Origin of the sequence: Mycolicibacterium palauense (genome assembly GCF_002592005.1) — a bacterium.
Lineage (GTDB): Bacteria > Actinomycetota > Actinomycetes > Mycobacteriales > Mycobacteriaceae > Mycobacterium > Mycobacterium palauense.
The window spans coordinates 1-21,279 of sequence record NZ_NVQF01000093.1; the positions used below are offsets into that span (position 1 = coordinate 1).

Here is a 21,279-nt window from a genome sequence, read left to right on the forward strand (position 1 = left end):
TGTATAAGGAGACGGGAGGGGACAGGGGGCGACGACACGGGAGGACGACACGGGAGGACACGGAAACGAGTAGCCGACTACGCGTGAACGGGCGCGCCCGGACGGCCACTGTGATGGCAGGTACCGATTCGCCAGCGCCGGATCGGTACCCGGGAGCGGCGGGACCCGTTCGGGGGAAGGGTTCCGCGCGGTGTCGCCGGGACCGCGGCGGGCGAAGAGTTTCGTCGCCGAGGGGTGGTCGCGGTCCCGGCGAACCGGTCCCGTGTCGGCGCACCACCGGCAGCCGGGCTTTCTAAGAATCCGGCTAACCTTTCCGCAAACTGGGGCCGGGCCCCGCGGCGCCGGCGGCGGGCCCGCCGCGGCCGGGCTGACCGGCCCGAAACGTCCCCGGTGGGGCCGTGGAACGCGGGAGGCCCGGCGGCCGGGGGGTCGTCAGCAAATTATCTAAGTGCTTGCTGTGGCGGATGTGATCTTGGCGGCATCCGGGGCTGCCGCCGGTGGGACCGCGAATGACGGCTTCGCACAACGAATTACGATGTACTGGACGGGCAGCCCGGGGTCCCGGAAGAAGCGGGGGGCAGCTTTGCTTAGGCAAGCCTAAGTTGGCATGTCAGGCGGTGTTTGGCTTATCGTTTCAACACTTGTCGTGACCCGGGAAATGGGCCGCCGTTCAGCGCTGCACGGATGCTGCGGGTCCGCGACCAGACCAGACCGAAGGGGCTCAGCCCGCTTCCTTACGGGTTTGCGGTAGCGCGGGTCCACCAGCAGGGAATGACGCAAACAGTCTTGATGAAGGGTCAGGTGGGTTTACCGGTGGGAAGAGAGCCCAGCGGGCTGTACAACCCCGCATATGAGCACGACTCCTGTGGCGTGGCGATGGTGGTCGACATGCACGGCCGCCGCAGCCGCGACATCGTCGACAAGGCGATCACCGCGCTGCTGAACCTGGAGCACCGCGGCGCGCAGGGCGCCGAGCCCAACACCGGTGACGGCGCGGGCATCCTGCTGCAGGTTCCCGACGAGTTCCTGCGCGCGGTCTGCAAGGAGCAGGAGGACGGATTCGAGCTGCCCGATCCCGGCAGCTACGCCACCGGGATCGCCTTCCTGCCGCAGTCCTCGCGCGACGCCAAGCTCGCCTGCGAGGCGGTGGAGAAGATCGTCGAGGCCGAGGGCCTGCAGATGCTGGGGTGGCGCGACGTCCCCACCGACGACAGCTCGCTGGGGGCGCTGGCACGCGACGCGATGCCGACGTTGCGGCAGGTCTTCATCGGCGGCGCCAGCGGGATGGAACTGGAGCGGCGCGCCTACGTGATCCGCAAGCGCGCCGAGCACGAGTTGGGCAACAAGGGCCCCGGCCAGGACGGTCCGGGCCGTGAAACCGTCTACTTCCCAAGTCTTTCCGGGCAGACGTTCGTCTACAAGGGCATGCTGACGACGCCGCAGCTCAAGGCCTTCTACCTGGACCTGCAGGACGAGCGGCTGACCAGCGCACTGGGCATCGTGCACTCCCGCTTCTCGACGAACACGTTCCCGTCCTGGCCGCTGGCCCACCCGTTCCGCCGGGTGGCCCACAACGGCGAGATCAACACGGTCACCGGCAACGAGAACTGGATGCGGGCCCGCGAGGCGTTGATCCACACCGACGTCTTCGGCTATCACAACGACCTGAACAAGATCTTCCCGGTCTGTACCCCCGGTGCCTCCGACACCGCGCGCTTCGACGAGGTGCTCGAACTGCTGCACCTAGGCGGCCGCAGCATCGCCCACGCGGTGTTGATGATGATCCCGGAGGCCTGGGAGCGCCACGAGTCGATGGACCCCGCGCAGCGGGCCTTCTACCGGTACCACTCCTGCATGATGGAGCCCTGGGACGGGCCCGCCTCGGTGTGCTTCACCGACGGCACCGTCGTGGGGGCCGTGCTCGACCGCAACGGCCTGCGCCCGTCCCGGGTCTGGGTCACCGACGACGGCCTCGTCGTGATGGCCTCCGAGGCCGGGGTGCTGGAGCTGGACCCCGCCACCGTGGTGCGCCGGATGCGGCTGCAGCCCGGCCGGATGTTCCTGGTCGACACCGAACAGGGACGCATCGTCGAGGACGAGGAGATCAAGGCGGAGCTGGCCGCCGAGCAGCCCTATCAGGAGTGGCTGGAGGCCGGCCTGTTCGAGCTCGACGACCTGCCGCAGGGTGACTACCTGCGGATGCCGCACCACCGGGTGGTGTCGCGGCAGCAGGCCTTCGGCTACACCTATGAGGAGCTCAACCTGCTGGTCGCGCCGATGGCGCGCACGGGCGCCGAGGCGCTGGGTTCGATGGGCTCCGACACCCCCATCGCGGTGCTCTCGCAGCGCCCCCGGATGCTCTACGACTACTTCCAGCAGATGTTCGCCCAGGTGACCAACCCGCCGCTGGACGCGATCCGCGAAGAGGTGGTCACCAGCCTGCAGGGCAGCGTCGGCCCGGAGGGTGACCTGCTCAACCCGGACCAGGACTCCTGCCGGCAGATCGTGCTGCCGCAGCCGATCCTGCGCAACCACGAGCTGGCCAAGCTGATCAACGTCGATCCCGACCATGAGATCCGCGGGCACAAGCACGGCATGCGCGCGGCGGTGGTGCGCTGCCTGTACCCGGTCGCCGACGGCGGCCCGGGGCTGCGGCGCGCCCTGGAGGACGTGCGCAAGAAGGTCTCCCAGGCGATCCGCAACGGGGCGCGCATCATCGTGCTCTCCGACCGCGAATCCGATGAGTGGCTGGCGCCCATCCCGTCGCTGCTGTCGGTGGCCGCCGTGCACCACCACCTGGTTCGGGAGCGCACCCGCACCCAGGTCGGGCTCGTGGTGGAAAGCGGCGACGCCCGCGAGGTCCACCACATGGCGATGCTGTGCGGGTTCGGTGCCGCGGCGATCAACCCCTACATGGCCTTCGAATCGATCGAGGACATGCTCGATCGCGGCGTGCTGACCGGGCTGGACCGCGATAAGGCACTGTCGAACTACGTCAAGGCCGCCGGCAAGGGTGTGCTGAAGGTGATGTCGAAGATGGGCATCTCCACCCTGGCCTCCTACACCGGCGCGCAGCTGTTCCAGTCCGTCGGCATCTCCCAGCGGGTGCTCGACGAATACTTCACCGGGTTGTTCTGCCCCACCGGGGGTATCGACCTCGACGACATCGCCAACGACGTGGCCGCCCGGCACAAGCTGGCCTACCTGGAACGCGCCGACGAGTGGGCGCACCGCGAACTCGAGGTCGGCGGGGAGTACCAGTGGCGCCGTGAGGGCGAGTACCACCTGTTCAACCCGGAGACGGTGTTCAAGCTGCAGCACTCCACCCGCACCGGGCAGTACTCGATCTTCAAGGAGTACACCTCCCTGGTCGATGATCAGAGCGAACGGATGGCCTCCCTGCGCGGCCTGCTGAAGTTCCGGGAGGGTGTGCGGGAGCCCGTTCCACTGGAGGAGGTGGAACCGGCCAGCGAGATCGTCAAGCGGTTCTCCACCGGCGCGATGAGCTACGGCTCGATCTCCGCCGAGGCGCACGAGACGCTGGCGATCGCGATGAACCGGCTGGGCGGGCGGTCGAACTCCGGTGAGGGCGGCGAGTCCGTCGACCGCTTCGATCCCGACGCCAACGGCGACTGGCGGCGCAGCGCCATCAAGCAGGTCGCCTCGGCGCGGTTCGGGGTGACCAGTCACTACCTCACCAACTGCTCGGACATCCAGATCAAGATGGCGCAGGGCGCCAAACCCGGCGAGGGTGGACAGCTGCCGGGGCACAAGGTGTATCCGTGGGTGGCCGAGGTTCGCCACTCCACCCCCGGCGTCGGGTTGATCTCCCCCCCGCCGCACCACGACATCTACTCGATCGAGGATCTGGCCCAGCTGATCCACGACCTCAAGAACGCCAACCCGCAGGCGCGTATCCACGTCAAGCTGGTCAGCGAGAACGGGGTCGGCACGGTGGCGGCCGGGGTGTCCAAGGCGCACGCCGACGTGGTGTTGATCTCCGGGCACGACGGCGGCACCGGTGCGACCCCGCTGACCTCGCAGAAGCACGCCGGTGCGCCCTGGGAGCTCGGCCTGGCCGAGACGCAGCAGACGCTGCTGCTCAACGGTCTGCGGGACCGGATCGTCGTGCAGGTGGACGGTCAGCTCAAGACCGGCCGCGACGTGATGATGGCGGCGCTGCTGGGGGCCGAGGAGTTCGGCTTCGCCACCGCTCCGCTGGTGGTGTCCGGCTGCATCATGATGCGGGTGTGCCACCTGGATACCTGCCCCGTCGGGGTGGCCACCCAGAACCCGGTTCTGCGGGAGCGCTTCACCGGCAAGCCGGAGTTCGTGGAGAACTTCTTCATGTTCATCGCCGAGGAAGTGCGCGAGCTGATGGCCCAGCTCGGTTTCCGGACGCTCAACGAGGCGGTGGGCCAGGCCAACGCCCTGGACACCACGCGCGCGGCCGAGCACTGGAAGGCGCACAAGCTGGACCTCTCCTCGGTGCTGCACGAGCCCGAGTCGGCGTTCATGAACCAGGACCTCTACTGCAGTTCGCGCCAGGACCACGGCCTGGACAAGGCACTGGACCAGCAACTGATCACCCAGTGCCGCGAGGCGCTGGACACCGGCGCGCCGGTGCGGTTCACCACGACCATCGCCAACGTCAACCGCGCGGTCGGCACCATGCTGGGCCACGAGGTGACCAAGGCCTACGGCGGCCAGGGGCTGCCCGACGGCACCATCGACATCACGTTCGAGGGGTCGGCGGGCAACAGCTTCGGGGCCTTCCTGCCCAGCGGCATCACCCTGAGGGTCTACGGCGATGCCAACGACTATGTCGGCAAGGGGCTTTCGGGTGGCCGCATCGTGGTGCGGCCGTCCGATCACGCGCCGGCCGACTATGTCGCCGAGGACAACATCATCGGCGGCAACGTGATCCTGTTCGGCGCCACCAGCGGGCAGGCATTCCTGCGCGGCGTCGTCGGGGAGCGGTTCGCGGTGCGTAACTCCGGCGCCCACGCGGTGGTCGAGGGCGTCGGTGACCACGGCTGTGAATACATGACCGGCGGCCGGGTGGTCATTCTGGGCGCCACCGGACGCAACTTCGCCGCGGGCATGTCCGGGGGCGTGGCCTACGTCTATGACCCCGAGGGCATGCTCGCCGACAACCTGAACCAGGAAATGGTCGATCTGGACGCGTTCGACGACGCCGACTTCGAGTGGCTGCACGGCATGATCGCCGCGCACATCGACGCCACCGACTCGGCCGTGGGACAACGGATCCTGGCCGATTGGGAGACCGAGATGAACAACTTCGTGAAGGTGATGCCGCGCGACTACAAGCGCGTGCTGCAGGCGATGGCCGAGGCGGAGGCCGACGGCCACGACGTCGGCGAGGCGATCATGGCGGCCGCTCGTGGGTGACCCGAACGGCTTCCTGAAGCACACCCACCGTGAGACACCGGTGCGCAGGCCCGTACCGGTGCGGCTGCGGGACTGGAAAGAGGTCTACGAGGACTTCAGCCACGAGACCCTGGAGCTGCAGGCGTCGCGGTGCATGGATTGCGGTATTCCGTTCTGCCACAACGGCTGTCCGCTGGGTAACCTGATCCCGGAGTGGAACGACCAGGTGTTCCGGGGCCGGTGGCGCGATGCCATCGAGCGGCTGCACGCCACCAACAACTTCCCGGAGTTCACCGGACGGCTGTGCCCGGCGCCGTGCGAGGCCTCCTGCGTGCTGGGCATCAACCAGGATCCCGTCACCATCAAGCAGGTCGAGGTCGAGATCATCGACAACGCCTTCGAGGAGGGTTGGGTGGTCCCGCTCCCGCCCGACGTGCTCACCGGCAAGAAGGTGGCCGTCGTGGGCTCCGGGCCGGCCGGACTGGCCGCCGCCCAGCAGCTGACTCGCGCGGGCCACTCGGTGACGCTGTTCGAGCGCGCCGACCGGATCGGCGGCCTGCTGCGTTACGGCATCCCCGAGTTCAAGATGGAGAAGCGGCACATCGATCGCCGGCTGGAACAGATGGAGGCCGAGGGCACGCAGTTCCGCGCGGGCGTCAACGTCGGTGTCGACATCACCGCCGAGCAGCTGCGGAACGAGTTCGACGCCGTGGTGCTCGCCGGCGGCGCGACGGCCTGGCGTGATCTGCCGGTGCCGGGGCGCGAGCTCGACGGCATCCACCAGGCGATGGAGTATCTGCCGTGGGCCAACCGGGTACAGAACGGCGATCCGGTGCTCGGTGCCGACGGCGAGCCGCCGATCACCGCCAAGGGCAAGAAGGTCGTCATCATCGGTGGCGGCGACACCGGCGCCGACTGCCTGGGGACCGCGCACCGGCAGGGCGCGGCCAGCGTGCATCAGTTCGAGATCATGCCGCGGCCGCCGGAGACCCGCGCCGAGTCCACTCCCTGGCCCACCTACCCGCTGATGTTCCGGGTGTCCTCCGCGCACGAGGAGGGCGGAGAGCGCGTGTTCTCGGTCAACACCGAGCAGTTCGTCGGGTCCGACGGCCGTGTGACCGCGCTGAAGGTGCACGAGGTGGTGATGAAGTCCGGCAAGTTCGAGAAGGTGGAGGGTTCGGACTTCGAGCTCGAGGCCGATCTGGTGCTGCTGGCGATGGGATTCGTCGGGCCGGAGAAGGCCGGGCTGCTCACCGAACTCGGGGTGGAGTTCACCGAGCGTGGCAACGTCAAGCGCGACGACGACTTCCAGACGACGGTGCCGGGCGTGTTCGTCGCCGGCGACATGGGCCGGGGACAGTCGCTGATCGTGTGGGCGATCGCCGAGGGTCGCGCGGCGGCGTCGGCGGTCGACCGGTTTCTCGTCGGGGAGACGGCCCTGCCCGCGCCGATCAGGCCCACCACCGCGCCGCAGCGGTAGTTCGGCCGTTAGCCGACCTCCGCACCACCGCTGTGCTGTGACTTCAGTCACTTTCCCGTCTCGGGGAGGCGGTCGGCAAAGTTAGCCGGCCGGGTGATCACGCGGGTCTCGGCATGCCGGACGGGCGCGCCATCGGTTCCCGGGTCCCGCCGTGGGCCCTGATCAGGCCACCGGCTGGGCGCACCATTAATCACACCTGCATCACGAGAAACATCAGACCTTTCTACGGCGCGCCTTCAAAAGTTTGCCGCGGTCCCGGTATCTAATGTTCGACAGTGGGCACTGCGGTATGGTAGAGCCCCGGTTCAGCAATCTCCGAACGCAGGAGTGATCGCAGTGCACATCAACCCGATAGCCCGGTCTCGGGTGGGGCGAATCGCCTGGTCATTGTTCCGGCACCCGGTGAAGAGCAGGGAGTTCCCCGCCAAACACGAGCGTCTGGTCACTGCCGACGAGCTGCTCCGCTACGGCTTCTGAGGGGCCTCCGGCCACCCGGCGCGCGGTCGGGTGCCGCCGGTAATCGACGCGGGCGCTATTTTGCCCGCCGTTATCAATTCGTGATCCTGCACTGCTGACCCCTGCATCCCCGGGTGGCCGGGCGTCGACCCGCCCGCCCGCCGCGCCCCGGGGACGGCCGCGCCGGAGCCGTTCTCAGGCCGGCAAACCCGAGTCGCGGATCGCCTCGGCCAGTGGCTCCAGGACCGCGGGGTCGTGCGGCGGCGGCAGATAGAGGATCGCGAGGTCAAGCCCCTGCTCGCCCAGCGCCGCGGCCTCGTCGATCACCTTCGGGTAGTCGAGGTCCGGGCCCAGCCGCACGTGGGCCGAGAGCGTGATCTCGGCGGGGTCGCGGCCGATGTCGGCGCAGTGTGCGGCCAGGACGTCGCGCTTGCGGGCGAACTCCTCGGGCGGCCCGCCGACGAAGTTCCAGTGGTCGGCGTAGCGCGCCGTGATCCGCAGGGTGCGCTTCTCGCCGTTGCCGCCGATGCAGATCGGGGGATGGGGTTTCTGCGGGCCCTTCGGCTCGTTGCGGGCATCCTTGAGCTGGTAGTACCTGCCGTCGAAGGTGGTGGTCTCCTCGCCCAGCAGACCCGTGAGCACCTGACAGGCCTCCTCGAAACGGTCGAACCGCTCCTTGATGGTGCCCAGCTTGATGCCGTAGGCCTCGGACTCCTCCTCGTTCCAGCCGGCGCCGATGCCCAGCTCCAGTCGGCCGCCGGAGACGATGTCGAGCGCCGAGGCCATGTTGGCCAGGACCGCGGGATGGCGGTAGTGGACGCCGGTCACCAGCACCCCGACCCGCAGCCGGCGGGTGGCTTGTGCCAGTGCGGTCAGGGTGACCCAGCTTTCCAGGCAGGGCCCGGTCGGGTCGGAGAAGATCGGATAGAAGTGGTCGAAGGTCCAGCCGGACTCGTAGACGTCGATGGCGTCGGCGGCCTGCCAGACCGCCAACATGTCATGCCAGGTGGTGTTCTGTGGGGACGTTTTGAAGGCGAAGCGCACCCACCCAGCCTAGTCAGCCGAACCGCGAGCGGGCCGCGTCGCGGGAGGCCCCGCTCGGGCCAGCGCGATGACATTCGGCCGCCGACCCGGTCCGTACCGGCATGACCGAGATCTCGCCCACGCCGTACCGGCATGACCGAGATCTCGCCCACGGGCGCCCACGAGATGACCCCCGACCGAACCCCCGACCTGACCGCGGCCTGCCGGCGCACCGGTGCCGTCATCGCCGCCGTGCGACCCGCCCAGCTGACCGCAGCCACCCCGTGCGAGCAGTTCCAGGTCGGTGACCTGTTGCACCACCTGGGCGGGCTGGCGCTGGCGTTCGCCGCCGCGGCCGCCCGCGACTTCGGCGAACTGACCGACCACGGCGGTGCCGCAGACGCCGCCCGCTTGGATGCGGACTGGCGGGCCTCCTACCCCGCCCGGCTGACCGCGCTCGCCGGCGCCTGGTCGAATCCGTCGGCGTGGTCGGGCGAGACCCGCATCGCGGGCATGGACCTGCCCGGCGACGTGGTCGGTGCGATCGCGCTCACCGAGGTCGTGGTGCACGGCTGGGATCTGGCCAGGGCGACCGGGCAGCGCTACGCCGTCGACGAGCGAACGGCGATCGACTGCCTGGGATACCTGACCCCCTTCGCCGCACAGGCCCCGGTCGAGGGGCTCTTCGCCGCCGCGGTGCCGGTAGCGCCCGATGCTCCCGCCATGGACCGCATCGTCGCGTTGAGCGGCCGGAGACCGGATTGGGCGCCGGCCGGCTGAGGGCACCGTCGGGGGCACACTGGAGGCATGCCCGTCGTGGATCCCGTCGCCGCGTTGCGCGAGATCGCCTACTACAAGGACCGCGCCCGCGAGGACTCCCGCAGGGTGATGGCCTACCGCAGGGCCGCCGAGGTGCTGGAGGGACTGTCCGCCGAGCAGCGCGAGCGGCACGGACGCGCCGGGTCGTGGCAGTCGCTGCCGGGCATCGGTCCCAAGACCGCGGCCGTGATCGCGCAGGCCTGGGCGGGCCGCCAACCCGATGCGCTGGTGACACTGCGGGAGGCCGCCGAGGATCTCGGCGGTGGGGAGCTGCGGACGGCGCTGCGTGGTGACCTGCATCTGCATTCGAACTGGTCGGACGGTTCGGCTCCGATCGAGGAGATGATGGCCACCGCCGCGGCGCTGGGTCACGAGTACTGTGCACTGACCGACCACTCCCCACGGCTGACGGTGGCCAACGGACTCTCGTCCGACCGGCTGCGCCGCCAACTCGACGTCATCGACGAGCTGAGGCAACGGTTCGCGCCGATGCGGATTCTCACCGGCATCGAGGTCGACATCCTCGACGACGGGACGTTGGACCAGGATCCGGCGCTGTTGGAGCGCCTCGACATCGTGGTCGCCAGCGTGCACTCCAAACTGTCGATGGACCCCGCGGCGATGACGCGCCGGATGGTCGCCGCGGTCGCGAACGCGCGGGTGGATGTGCTCGGGCACTGCACCGGCCGACTGGTCGAGGGCGGCCGGGGCACCCGCCCCGAGTCCAGGTTCGACGCGCAGCGGGTGTTCGAGGCCTGCCGCGACCACGGGACCGCGGTGGAGATCAACGCGCGGCCCGAACGGCGTGACCCGCCCTCGCGGATGCTGCGGCTGGCGGTGGAGATCGGCTGCCAGTTCTCCATCGACACCGACGCCCACGCACCGGGCCAGCTGGACTTCCTGGGATACGGGGCCCAACGCGCGCTGGACAACGAGGTGCCCATCGACCGCATCGTCAACACGTGGCCGGTGCACCGCCTGCTCGACTGGGCCTCCTAGAGGCCCGGTCAGTTGGGCAGAAGCGGGACTTCGGGCCCCGCATCGCGCCCCACGAGAACCCCGCGGGTCAGCGCGGAGCTGCCGAAGCGCCGGCGCACGAGATCCACCGCCGAGTCGAGCGCGGAGTCGACCATCGGGTCGACTGTTGACTCGAGCGCCGGGCCGCGCTGCCCGGGGCCGCCCCCCGCGGCGGCGCAGGCCCCGAACGGCAACTCCAGCTGCGCCGCGCCGTCACGGTCGATATTGGACACCGCGAACCCGATGAGCGTCAGGCCACGGTCGGCGATCAGCGGCGCCGCATCGTGGACCAGGGCGCGGGCGGTGGCCAGCAGCGGTGTGGTGGCCGCCGTGGCCCGCGGCAGGGTGCGGGAGCGGGTGGCCCGGCCGAAATCGTCGAACCGCAGCCGCAGGGTGACGGTGCGCCCGGTCCGCCCGGCCGCCCGCATCCGGCGGGTGATCCGGTCCAGCAGGGCGATCACCACGGCGTCGACCTCCGCCGCGGTCATGGTGGTACCGGCCCGGCCCACGGCCCGCTGGGCCCCCACCGAGCGCCGCCGGACGCCGGTCACCACGCGGCGGCGGTCGACGTTGCGGGACAGGCAGTACAGCTGGCGGGCCATCGCCGCGCCGACCATGGCCGCCAGGGTGGTCTCGCCGAGCTCGGCGACCTGAGCCACGGTGTGGATACCGTGACTGTGCAGTTTCTCCGCGGTCTTGGCGCCCACGCCCCACAGCCGCCGTACCGGCAGCGGGTGCAGGAAGGACAGTTCCTGTTCCGGCGGGACCAGCAGCAGGCCGTCCGGCTTGGCCTCCTGGCTGGCGACCTTGGCCAGGAACTTGGTGCGCGCGATCCCGACGGTGATCGGCAGGCCGATCTCCGTGCGGATGCGGGCCCGCAGTCCGGCGCCGATCTGCGCCGGGTGCCCCGCGGTGCGCAGCAGGCCGCCGACGTCGAGGAACGCCTCGTCCACCGACAACGGTTCGACCAGGGGGGTGGTGTCGCGGAACACCTCGAACACGGCTTCGCTGGCGCGCGAGTACGCGGCCATCCGTGGCGGGACGACGACCGCGCGCGGGCACAGTCGCAGCGCCTGCCGCCCGCCCATCGCGGTGCGTACGCCGTAGGCCCTGGCTTCGTAGCTGGCGGCCAGGACGACCCCGCCGCCGACGATCACCGGGCGGCCGCGCAGTGTCGGGTCGTCACGCTGCTCGACCGAGGCGTAGAACGAGTCGAGGTCGGCGTGCAGGATGGAAGCGGTCCCCGCGCACACGAACGGATGGTCGCACGGCCCACCGACAGGGCCCGGTGCCGCCGGATACCCGGACCCGTCAGACCGATCGGCCGTAGATGCTGGTCAGCCAGATGTGGGTGAGCGTCGCCACGACGTGGTCGGCGGCCACGGCCGGTTCCTCGCCGGCCAGCGCGGCCATCATGGTGCGCTCGTTCATCAGGTTCAGCGACGTCGCCAGATCACGTGCGGGAATGGTGTCCGGCGCGGCGCCGCGGTCGCGTTCGGCCAGGATCAACGCGGTGGTCTGGTCGATCCACTTCTGCATGAACGCCGACCACAGGGCCCGGAACTCGGGACTGGTCGCCAGCGCCTCGGTGCCCGCGCGCGCCATCGTCGGATGCGAGGCGAAGGCGGTGTAGAAGGTCCTGATGCCCTGATGGAAGGACCGCCGGGGATCGGTGGGCAGCTTTTCCAGCGCGCCGTCGAACCCGGAGTCGGCCCGGTGGATCACCGGCTCCAGCAGGCTGAGCAGCACCGCCTCCTTGGACCGGAAATAGAAGTAGAACGTGGGGCGCGACAGCCCGGCACCCCGGGCCAGATCGTCGACCGAGATCTCGCCGTACGGCTTCTGCTCCAGCAGTCTGGCGGCGGTCGCCAGGATGGCCTGCTCCCGATCCTCGGCCGACGGCCGGGAGGACCGGCGGCCGCGCGAGCGCGGCGAGCTGACGGTGGTCACGGACGACACCCTAACACCGTGTCGATTTCGTCGACAGGGTGTTGACCAATTCAACACGGCGTTGATAGCGTGCCGGTCATGACCGAACACGTCGACGTTGTGATCGTGGGCGCCGGGATCTCCGGCATCAGCGCCGCCTGGCACCTGCAGGACAGGTGCCCGGGCAAGAGCTACGTCATCCTGGAGCGCCGGGCCAACCTCGGCGGCACGTGGGATCTGTTCAAGTACCCCGGCATCCGGTCGGACTCGGACATGTTCACCCTGGGCTTCCGGTTCAAGCCGTGGACCTCGTCGAAGGCCATCGCCGACGGGCCCTCGATCATGGCCTACCTCAACGAAACCGTCGCCGAGTTCGGCATCGACAAGCACATCCGCTACAACCAGCAGGTGACCGACGCCGAATGGTCCGACGACGACCAGCGCTGGAACGTGACGATCAACCGAGACACCGGGGACGGGGACGTCGAAACGGCGCAGATCAGCTGCTCGTTCCTGTTCGCCTGCAGCGGCTACTACAACTACGACGAGGGGTATTCGCCCACCTTCGCCGGCGCCGAGGACTTCGGCGGGACGATCGTCCATCCCCAGCACTGGCCGGAGGACCTCGACTACGCCGACAAACGCATCGTGGTCATCGGCAGCGGCGCCACCGCGGTCACCCTCATCCCGGCGCTGGCGAACTCCGGTGCCGGGCACGTGACGATGCTGCAGCGCTCGCCGACCTACATCGGCGCGCTGCCCGATGTCGACCCGTTCGCGGCCCGCACCATGAAACACCTGCCGCCCAAGGCGGCCTACGTGCTCAACCGCTGGAAGAGCATCCTGATGCAGTCCGCGCAGTACCAGTTCGCCAGGCGCTTCCCCCAGCAGATGCGCAAGACGCTGATGACGATGGCCAAGCGCCGGCTGCCGGAGGGCTTCGACGTCGACACCCATTTCGGCCCCCGCTACAACCCGTGGGACGAGCGGCTGTGCCTGGCGCCCAACGGGGATCTGTTCAAGACCATCCGCTCGGGCAGGGCCGACGTCGTCACCGATGCCATCGACCGGTTCACCGAGACCGGTATCCGGCTGGCCTCCGGCGCCGAGCTGCCCGCCGACATCATCATCACCGCGACGGGATTGAACCTGCAGCTGTTCGGCGGCGCCGAGATCAGGCGCAACGGGCACCCGGTGAGCCTCAACGAGACGATGGCCTACAAGGGCATGATGCTGACCGGGATGCCGAACATGGCGTTCACCCTGGGCTACACCAACGCGTCCTGGACGTTGAAGGCGGACCTGGTCTCCGAGTTCGTCTGCCGGCTGCTCAACTACATGGACGCCCACGGATACGACACCGTGGTCCCGCAGTATCCCGGCTCCGAGGTCGACGAGCGGCCGCTGATGGACTTCACCCCCGGCTACGTGCTGCGCGCGCTGGACTACCTGCCCAAGGCGGGCTCGAAGGTGCCGTGGCGGCTCAAGCAGAACTACCTGCTGGACCTGCAGCTGATCCGGCGGGGCAAGGTCGACGACGACGCCCTGCACTTCACCAGACACCACGCGACGGTGCCGGTCACCGCCTGATCAGGGCTGGTTCACTCGCGCACGACGACGATGCCGTCGTCATCGCAGTAGACCAGGTCACCGGGGCCGAACGTGACTCCGCCGAAGGTGACCTCGACGTCGCGGTCACCGGCGCCGGTCTTGGTGCTCTTGCGCGGATTGGTGCCCAGCGCCTTGATCCCGAAGTCCATGCCGCGCAGGGTCGCGGCGTCGCGCACGGCTCCGTTGACGATCAGGCCGGCCCACCCGTTGGACCGGCCGAGCTCGGCGATGACGTCGCCGACCAGCGCGCTGTGCAGCGATGCCGCGCCGTCGATGACCAGCACCGCTCCGCCTCCCGGCTCCGAGAGCACCGACTTGAGCAGGGCGTTGTCCTGGAAGCAGCGCACCGTGTGGACCGGCCCGGCGAACATCGCACGGCCACCGAACCGGCCGAACTGGGTGTCGCAGCTGCGAACGTCGGGGCCGATCTCGTCGACCAGGTCGGCGGTGGGCCGCGCTGTCACCGTCACCGGGTCACTCCTCGTCCGAGGAGCGGCGCAGCTGCCGGATCAGCAGGATCGCCAGGATGCTGATCGCGATCGCGACCGCGAACGGCAGGCGTGAGCGGTCGCCGCCGACGGCCTGGACCACGGGGGCCGTGGCGCTGTCGCCGGCGCGGTCGATCGCGGACTTCGCCTGCGCGGCGGCCTCCCTGGCCCCGGCATCTCCGGCGGTCGGGGGCGGAGGCGGTTCGGGCGCTTTCCCGGCGGGCGCCGCTTTCCCGGCGGGCGCCGCTTTCGCGGGGGTTTTCTTCGCGGGTGTCTTCTTGGCGGGTGCGTTCCCCGTCGGCGCTTTCTTGGCGGGGGTCTTCTCCGCCGGTGTCTTCTTGGCCGGTGCTTTTTTGGCGGGGGTTTTCTTCGCCGGGGTTTTCTTGGCCGGGGTCTTCTTGGCGGGCGCCTTCTTGGCCGGTGCCTTCTTGGCCGGGGTCTTCTTAGCGGGTGTCTTCTTCACCGGTGTCTCCCTGGCGGGCGGCACCTTCTGCTCGGGCTGCTCCGGCTGCGGCTCCGGCGATTGAGATGCCGCGGGACCCTGGTCGGGCTGATCCTGCGGGTCGGCCATGGGGGCTGCTCCTTTGCAGTGTCGTCGTCGCGCACACGCAGTGCGCACCATCATGCCAGCTCGTGGACGGCGGGGATGACGGGCGGGTGTGCGGCGCCGACGCCTCCGGGCGGTCACGCGGTATACGAACCTACTGGTCGGCCGGGTCGAGTGCCGCGCCGATCGGTTCTATAGTCGAACTGCCAAATTGACGGCGAAGAAACGCCGCGCCGTTCGGGAGGGCCGAGCTAGGGGGCGACTTGATCGACGCTTTCGCCGCCGCCGCCGGCCTGGCCGATCTGGCGCCGGACACCGGGATCGCCGTCCAGAATGCCGACGGGGAGATCGTTCTCGCCTCCGCGCAGGCCCAGGCCATCCTCGGGCTCACCTTCAGCCAGATGCGTGATCGCAGCTCACAGGATCCCCGCTGGGCCGCCGTCGACGAGTACGGCCGCCCGCTGCCCGGCGCCAGGCACCCCTCCATGCGGGCGGTGCGCAGCAGGTCCACCGTCACCGACGCCGTCATGGGGGTGCACCGACCGGGCAGCGAGGCACCCGGCCACCACGTCTGGCTGGACATCACCGCGGTGCCCCTGTTCCGGCCCGGCGAAACCGAGGCGTGGGTGGCCGTCGTCGCCTTCCGGCCGATCACCGGTCACCGGCTGCGCGAGCTGCAGCTGCGCGATTCCGAGCGGGTGCACCGGATGATTGCGGAACACAGCTCCGACATGGTGTCCTGGCAACTGCTGGACGACCTGTCGTTCCTGTGGGTATCGCCGGCCTCGCGCGCCGTCCTGGGAGTCGACCCGGACGACCTCATCGGTACCCGGTGCCACGATCTGATCCACCCCGACGACCACGACGGGATGGATCGGTGGCATCGCGCCCTGTCCCAGGAGGAGCGGCCCCCGCGGTGGACCGCGCGCATGCGGCACGCCGACGGCGGCCATCGGTGGGTCGAGACCACCGCACACGTGCTTCCCGGCCAGCGGGGCGTCCCGGCGCAGATCATCGCCACATGCCGCGACGTCACCGACCGGGTCAGCGCGGAATCGGCCCGCGACGCCGCCGTGCGGGTCTTCGAGCTGGCGATGGCGCACTCGACGGTCGGGATGGCGCTGAGCGGCGTCGACGGCACCATCGAGCGCGTCAACCCGGCGCTGTGCGCCCTGCTGGGGCGCACGGCCGAGGAACTGGTCGGGCACGGACTGTGGGAGTTCACCGCCGACCGGGAGCTGGCATCACACCGCGACCAGATGGGCACGGTGCTCGCCGGAGAGGTCGCGCACCACGAGGCCCAGCGGCGCTACTACCGACCCGACGGCACCACCGTGTGGTGCATCCGGACGGTGATCGGGCTCCCGGGCGACTCCGGCGACGTCAACCACCTGCTCGTGCAGTTCCAGGACATCACCGCCGCCAAGGAGGCCACCGCGCGGCTGCGGAAGGCGGCGGTCACCGACGCGCTGACTGGTCTGCCCAACCGGACGGTGCTGGAGGACCGGCTGGGCCGTGCGCTGGCCTCGGCGCGCATCACGGGAACCCAGGTCGGCGTGTTGTTCATCGACATCGACCGGTTCAAGCAGATCAACGACACCCTCGGGCACGAGGTCGGCGACCATCTGCTCCGCGAGGCCGGGATCCGCCTGGGTGAGGCGATCCGGCACACCGACACCGTCGTCCGCCTCGGCGGCGACGAGTTCGTGGTCGTTCGCGAACAGTTGAGCACCGCCACCGATCTGCACGGGGTGACGGAGCGCATCCGGGAGGCGTTCGCCGCGCCGTTCGACTACGAGGGCCACCGACTCGTCATGACCGTCAGCGTCGGTGCCGCCGCCGGCAACACGATGAGCGCGCGGGAACTGCTTGCCCGCGCCGATGCGGCGATGTACCGCGTCAAGGCGAACCGGCGGGACCGCGTGGAGGGATTCAGCACGATCGGCCGGACCTGACCGACCGGGTGGCGGGTCAGCGCACGCCGAGACGGGCCATCAGATCCGCCTCGATGCCGTCGAGCTGTTCGGCGATAGCGGCGTGCGCGGCCCTGCGGCGGGTGCCGGGCATGTTCTCGGCGGTCGTCACCGCGGCAGACAGGTCCGAGAGCCGCGCGGTCATGGCCGAGACGAACTGCTTGGTCTCGGCGTCCTTCGGGTTCTTCTCGGAGATGGCGCGCAGCGAGCGTTCGGCGCCCGAGATCCGCGCCGACAACTGACCACCCGGGCCGGAGAACTGCCCGACCTGGCTCAGGGGTATCCCCAGCCGCTCGGCCCGCCGTTCGTCGAGGACGCCGCGGGCCGACACCGCGGCGCGGTAGACCACCGGCACCAGCACCGGAGCCAGCAGCCGGGTCACCGTCAACGTGCGGCGCACGCGCGTCGGCGAGAACAGCTTGCCTTCCTGCGCGGCCTTGAGGTTGGTCTCGGCGACCTTGAGCGCGGCCTTGTCGCTTTCGCGCTGTGCGCGCAGCTGGGCCTTGACGGCCTTGGCCTCGGCGCGCTGCGCGGTCCGGATCCGGCGGCGCTCGTTCTTGGCTTCCAGCCGCGCCTCCAGCTTGGCTTTGGCCTTGAGCGCCTTGGCCTCGGCGCGACGGGTCGCGCGGCTCTTGCGCTTGGTGAACAGGCCCATTTGCGGCCGCCTCCCGGTGATCTCGTCGATCGTTGCGATGTCTGCCCACGAACGGTCTGCCAACCCTATCGTCTGCGACCGGCGGAATTGTCACCTGGGGATATGAGAGAATCGAGCGCCGGAATTCGGTGGCCCCGACGGCCCCCGCCCAGCACGGGTGCGGAGCGCGACACCGACGGCCGGGAGAGCGGAACAGGACGAGTGTGAACTGCTCGCGGGTGCGCATTGCGGCGATCAGCGGTGTGATCGCCTGCGGGCTGCTGGCCGCTGGCCCCGGCTCTCTGAGTCCGGCCATCTCCGGGGCGGACACCACTACAGGCGCCGGCCGCGACAGTCCGGGCAACGGGCAGCGGGACGCACACCGCAGGGGTGAGCGCGGCCGCGGCGGGCCGGCCGCGGGCGGTCACCGCGACGCCACGGTGCACCGCCACCCCAGGGGCGGCAGGGCCGCCAACAAGACCGACAGCGAGGCCGCCAGCAGGGCTGGCAGCGGGACCGGCAACAGAACCGGCCACGAGGCCGGTGACCGCGACGCCCGGGCCGGCACCACCGTCGGTGACGCTGCGGGCGTCGGCCGCGGAGACGGCCGCGCCGGGGACACCGAGAGAGACACCGCCGGAGACACCGGCCCCGAGGCGACGCGCGCCGGTGACGAGGCCGGCAACCGGCCCGATGAGGGTGGCGACGAGAAGGACCCTGGGCGCACCGGCCGGTGGCCCTGCCACGGCGACGACGATGGCGATGGCGACGGCGACGGCGATGACGACGGCGACGACGACGACGACGGCGACGACGACGATGGCGTCGGGATCCCGCAGACCACCGACGGCGGGGGCGTCGACGCGCCGGTGTCGCTGCCACCGCCGCCGGCCTGGGGTGGCACCGGAAGCGTGCCCGAGCTCGAACCGGCCGAGCCGCCCGTGATCGACAGTGACGGCGACGCATCGGCCCCGGCCGCCGATGCGGGCCCGGCCCTGGTCAGTGTGCCGGTGATCGTGCCGCCGCCGGTCAACGTGGTGGTTCCGGCCGCGCCCCCGCCGCGTCTGCCCCCGCCGGCTCCCGCCGGAACGGGTTCGGCGCCGCCGGCCGCCGGTTTCGACGCGCCCCGTCCGGTCACCAGAACGCCGCCGGCCGAGGGCACCGGTACGGGGCCGCGAACCGGAATGCCCGACACGTTCCGCGCTGGCTACCCGGAATACCTGCGGTCAGCGAGAATGGTGGAACTCGCGGGACTGGCCGTGCCCGGGGTGGCGGGCATCCTCGCGCTGACAGCGATCGGTGGCCTGTTCGGGTACCGCCAGGCCAAGGCGGGACATGCGGTGCGCACCGCGGGCACGGCACGGTTCCTGAGGTGATCGGGAGGAGGTGGGCGATATGGCAGCCAGCCGCCGCGTCACGAAGGCGGTGAGTGAGGTGCTCGACCTGGCGCCCCGCCGGGGAGAGGTCACCCTGCACCGGTTGGTGCAGGCCGTCGGGACCAGCCGGGATCGCGAGATCCAGCTGGAGATGGACGACCTGCCGCCCGGGGTGTGCGGACAGTGGCGCCAGTACCACGACCGGGATGTCTTCGTGATCCAGCAGGGCCTGCCGACCTGGGAGCGGACCCTGGCTCACGAGTTGGGCCACCTCGTGCTCGGGCACGAGGGGATCCCGGTCATCGAGGCCGCACGGCAGACGGCCGAACTGGCCAGCGATGACCTGATCGGATACATGCTCAACCAACGCACCGGGTGTATGGGGCCGAGCGGCGCGGAGGCCGAGCAGGAGGCCGAGGACTTCGCGGCCCTGCTGATCTACCGGTTGGGCCGGATGCCCTCCGACCGGGCGTCGATCGTGCAGGTGCGGCTCGGGGAGGCGTTTGGTTGACGGTCTGGATCATCGCCGGACTGCTGGGCCTGGCGACCGGGGTGCGTATCGGTTGGGCCCTGGTCAACAAACAATCGCTGGTCAGCTCCGCCATGATCGTCGCGCTGGGCAGCCTGGCGCTGGTCGCGGCGCTGAACTGGGCACCGCTGACGCTGTTCCTCGACACGCTGCTGCGCTGGCCCAACATCTCGGTGGGCCTGAGCCAGGTGGCGCTGATCGCCTGCGCGGCCGGCAGCTGCGTGATGATCACCGGCGTCTCCTCGCACCGCCGGCCCGAGGCGGTGCGCCGCATCGCCCTGGCCCAGTACGCCGGTGCCGCTGTCATCGCCGCGGTGACCCTGGCCCTGTTCTTCGCCGGCGGCAAGCAGGCCGAGATGTCCCCCGAGCAGTTTCTGTCGACCAACCTGGGCACCAGCCGCACATCGCTGTCCTGGCTGATCCCGCTGCTCTACGTGCTGCTGGCGCTGTCGCTGATGTCGTGGGCGGGGCTGCGGCATTCCAGCCGCAGTCGGCGTGGGCGGGCGCTGTTCGTCTACACGGTGGGCGTCATGCTGATCCTGCTGGCCAGTGGTTTCTTCCTGGTCCGTGCCGCGGGCACGGCCACGCTGAGCGTCGGTGCCGCCGCGACCCTGCTGGGCTGCGCGATGGCCGTCGTGGGTGCCGGTTCGCTGCTGCCGACGATCGAGGACTGGTTCAGCGGGCGCCACGAACTGCGGCTGGTCACGCCCCTGCTCGACGAGTTGGAGCGCCGCCAGCCCGACATCGGGATCGGCGTGCGGCCCCGCGGGCCGCTGGTGTTCCGGGTCTCCGAGCGGTTGTCGCTGATATCCGACGCGCTCTTCCTGGAGGCGACCGCCGCCCAGGGGGCGCATGCCGGGCGGGACCGCCATGCCGGTGACAGCCGGGACCTCACCGGCTCGGCGGACCGGGAGCGGCCGGAGGTGACGCCCCACGAACAGGCCCGTGCCGTCGCGGCCTGGATCCTGGCCGGGCGTGACGACGAACAGACGGGCGCCGAAGCCTTCCCCGGACCCGAATGGCTACGCCAACCGGACACCTACTCCGACCGGGAGTGGATCCTGCAGATCGCGCGCTGCTACCGCGAGCTCACCGGATAGCGGACTGCCGCCTCAGGCGTCGAGGTTTTCCTTGCGACGCAGCTCCTCGGCCTTCTGCACCAGGTCGAGCTGGGACTCCGGCGACAACCCGACGGTGCGGGCGGCGATGCGGCGGACGCCCTCATCGCGCATGTTAGCCAGCCAGGACAGCTCCTTGTCGAGCTTCTCGTAGTACTCGTCGTCGGTGAAGTACGCCGGCTTGATCCGGAAGAAGTTGGCCAGCGCGGCCATCGTCGCGGCCGACGGGTTGGTCCGGTTACCTGACCGCAGCTGCGACAGGTACGGCGCCGACATCGTCACACCCTCGGCCTTGAGCGCGCCGATCACCTCGGCAGAGGTGTGCGGCCCGCGGCCGGGCGGGTAGACCGTGTCGAACAGGCGATTCAATCGCGCAGCGAACGTCGTGCTCATCTCGATGACCTCCACAAACGGCAGAGCCGGACGGATTCGTAAGCGTATTTGCTGCTCATGGTAGCGACAGATGTCCGATCAACCAAGTGCAAACCTATCAGTAATTAACGCGAGCAATGATTTCTTCTCCGCCTGAGCCTGTCAAGCTGGACGGCGGCGACGAAATCCGCACCATTGCCGTAGAGACTGCCAGGGTAAACGGAGTTATGCACGCCGAGTCCGACAGGTCGGTGCGAAACGTGCCGACGGCGGCTCAGGGGGGCCTATGAGCAGCCCAAGTGACCGGGCAACGATGCTAAGGCGACACTTATCACACCGTTATCTTTGCTATCGCCCACGGCGGCCACGGTTTTCGCACCGGGGACCGCGGTGGTCGGGGGCACTTCGCAGCACCGTGGACCTGGTCTGCGGCAATCATCGCCACGCCCCTGCGAGATCGGATGCTCACGCCCCCGAGAGCAGTGGCCCCGGGGGGGAGAGGCACAGGGAGGGGGC

Annotated in this window: 16 protein-coding genes; 9 read left to right on the forward strand and 7 right to left on the reverse strand. The window is 70.0% G+C overall.

From position 1 onward, the window contains the following. Positions 1–789 precede the first annotated feature (789 nt). Entirely contained in the window at positions 790–5,412 is a 4,623-nt protein-coding gene (gene gltB, locus CSR00_RS25275) for a glutamate synthase large subunit (RefSeq protein ID WP_176562263.1), read from the forward strand. Then, the gene (locus CSR00_RS25280; protein WP_099025159.1) at positions 5,405–6,871 is read left to right on the forward strand and encodes a glutamate synthase subunit beta; all 1,467 of its coding nucleotides are present in this window, start codon (positions 5,405–5,407) and stop codon (positions 6,869–6,871) included. Before gltB ends, CSR00_RS25280 begins: the two co-directional genes overlap by 8 nt. A gap of 651 nt (positions 6,872–7,522) precedes the next feature. On the opposite strand, the gene CSR00_RS25290 is transcribed toward CSR00_RS25280, so the two are convergent. After that, positions 7,523–8,371 (reverse strand): LLM class F420-dependent oxidoreductase, encoded by an 849-nt coding sequence (locus tag CSR00_RS25290; protein ID WP_099025160.1) that lies wholly within the window; start codon positions 8,369–8,371, stop codon positions 7,523–7,525. Between the two features lie 132 nt (positions 8,372–8,503). On the opposite strand from CSR00_RS25290, the gene CSR00_RS25295 reads away from it, so the two are divergent. Next, positions 8,504–9,130: a TIGR03086 family metal-binding protein gene (locus tag CSR00_RS25295; protein ID WP_245906519.1), complete on the forward strand. Its 627-nt coding sequence runs from the start codon at positions 8,504–8,506 to the stop codon at positions 9,128–9,130. 36 nt (positions 9,131–9,166) lie between these two features. After that, the gene (locus CSR00_RS25300) at positions 9,167–10,168 is read left to right on the forward strand and encodes a PHP domain-containing protein (protein WP_099025172.1); all 1,002 of its coding nucleotides are present in this window, start codon (positions 9,167–9,169) and stop codon (positions 10,166–10,168) included. 8 nt (positions 10,169–10,176) lie between these two features. Here CSR00_RS25300 and dinB read toward each other — a convergent pair whose 3' ends face one another. Beyond that, positions 10,177–11,439, reverse strand: coding sequence for a DNA polymerase IV (dinB, locus tag CSR00_RS25305; protein ID WP_099025161.1), 1,263 nt, complete (start codon positions 11,437–11,439; stop codon positions 10,177–10,179). A 58-nt stretch (positions 11,440–11,497) separates the two neighbouring features. Further along, the gene (locus CSR00_RS25310; RefSeq protein WP_099025173.1) at positions 11,498–12,136 is read right to left on the reverse strand and encodes a TetR/AcrR family transcriptional regulator; all 639 of its coding nucleotides are present in this window, start codon (positions 12,134–12,136) and stop codon (positions 11,498–11,500) included. A gap of 78 nt (positions 12,137–12,214) precedes the next feature. On the opposite strand from CSR00_RS25310, the gene CSR00_RS25315 reads away from it, so the two are divergent. Continuing rightward, positions 12,215–13,705 carry a flavin-containing monooxygenase gene (locus CSR00_RS25315; protein ID WP_099025162.1) on the forward strand — a complete coding sequence of 497 codons (1,491 nt, stop codon included), beginning with the start codon at positions 12,215–12,217 and terminating at the stop codon, positions 13,703–13,705. Between the two features lie 11 nt (positions 13,706–13,716). Here the strand turns inward: CSR00_RS25315 and rraA are convergent, their stop codons facing one another. Next, a complete protein-coding gene (gene rraA, locus CSR00_RS25320) occupies positions 13,717–14,196 on the reverse strand; it encodes a ribonuclease E activity regulator RraA (RefSeq protein ID WP_099025163.1) in 480 nt (159 codons plus the stop codon). A 4-nt stretch (positions 14,197–14,200) separates the two neighbouring features. Then, entirely contained in the window at positions 14,201–14,785 is a 585-nt protein-coding gene (locus CSR00_RS25325; protein WP_099025164.1) for a histone H1-like repetitive region-containing protein, read from the reverse strand. 239 nt (positions 14,786–15,024) lie between these two features. Between CSR00_RS25325 and CSR00_RS25330 the strand changes: the two genes are divergently transcribed. Next, entirely contained in the window at positions 15,025–16,716 is a 1,692-nt protein-coding gene (locus CSR00_RS25330) for a sensor domain-containing protein (protein ID WP_099025165.1), read from the forward strand. Positions 16,717–16,732: 16 nt separating this feature from the next. On the opposite strand, the gene CSR00_RS25335 is transcribed toward CSR00_RS25330, so the two are convergent. After that, on the reverse strand, positions 16,733–17,389 hold the full coding sequence (locus CSR00_RS25335; protein ID WP_099025166.1) for a DUF6474 family protein: 657 nt from the start codon (positions 17,387–17,389) through the stop codon (positions 16,733–16,735). Between the two features lie 203 nt (positions 17,390–17,592). Here CSR00_RS25335 and CSR00_RS25340 point away from each other — a divergent pair, with 203 nt between their 5' ends. Genes CSR00_RS25340 through CSR00_RS25350 form a run of 3 tightly spaced genes read left to right on the forward strand, consistent with a single transcriptional unit; the run spans position 17,593 to position 20,373 of the window. Continuing rightward, positions 17,593–18,744, forward strand: coding sequence for a hypothetical protein (locus CSR00_RS25340; protein ID WP_099025167.1), 1,152 nt, complete (start codon positions 17,593–17,595; stop codon positions 18,742–18,744). 19 nt (positions 18,745–18,763) lie between these two features. Next, entirely contained in the window at positions 18,764–19,255 is a 492-nt protein-coding gene (locus tag CSR00_RS25345) for an ImmA/IrrE family metallo-endopeptidase (RefSeq protein ID WP_099025168.1), read from the forward strand. After that, a complete protein-coding gene (locus CSR00_RS25350; RefSeq protein WP_099025169.1) occupies positions 19,252–20,373 on the forward strand; it encodes a hypothetical protein in 1,122 nt (373 codons plus the stop codon). Before CSR00_RS25345 ends, CSR00_RS25350 begins: the two co-directional genes overlap by 4 nt. A gap of 12 nt (positions 20,374–20,385) precedes the next feature. On the opposite strand, the gene CSR00_RS25355 is transcribed toward CSR00_RS25350, so the two are convergent. Then, positions 20,386–20,784 (reverse strand): helix-turn-helix domain-containing protein, encoded by a 399-nt coding sequence (locus CSR00_RS25355; RefSeq protein WP_099025174.1) that lies wholly within the window; start codon positions 20,782–20,784, stop codon positions 20,386–20,388. Positions 20,785–21,279: the final 495 nt, after the last annotated feature.

Bases quoted from the DNA above. Each gene is read 5' to 3' on its own strand.
- gltB (WP_176562263.1), top strand. From the start codon at position 790: ATGAAGGGTCAGGTGGGTTTACCGGTGGGAAGAGAGCCCAGCGGGCTG.
- CSR00_RS25295 (WP_245906519.1), top strand. From the start codon at position 8,504: ATGACCGAGATCTCGCCCACGGGCGCCCACGAGATGACCCCCGACCGA.
- CSR00_RS25315 (WP_099025162.1), top strand. From the start codon at position 12,215: ATGACCGAACACGTCGACGTTGTGATCGTGGGCGCCGGGATCTCCGGC.
- CSR00_RS25325 (WP_099025164.1), bottom strand. From the start codon at position 14,785: ATGGCCGACCCGCAGGATCAGCCCGACCAGGGTCCCGCGGCATCTCAA.
- CSR00_RS25335 (WP_099025166.1), bottom strand. From the start codon at position 17,389: ATGGGCCTGTTCACCAAGCGCAAGAGCCGCGCGACCCGTCGCGCCGAG.
- CSR00_RS25345 (WP_099025168.1), top strand. From the start codon at position 18,764: ATGGCAGCCAGCCGCCGCGTCACGAAGGCGGTGAGTGAGGTGCTCGAC.
- CSR00_RS25355 (WP_099025174.1), bottom strand. From the start codon at position 20,784: ATGAGCACGACGTTCGCTGCGCGATTGAATCGCCTGTTCGACACGGTC.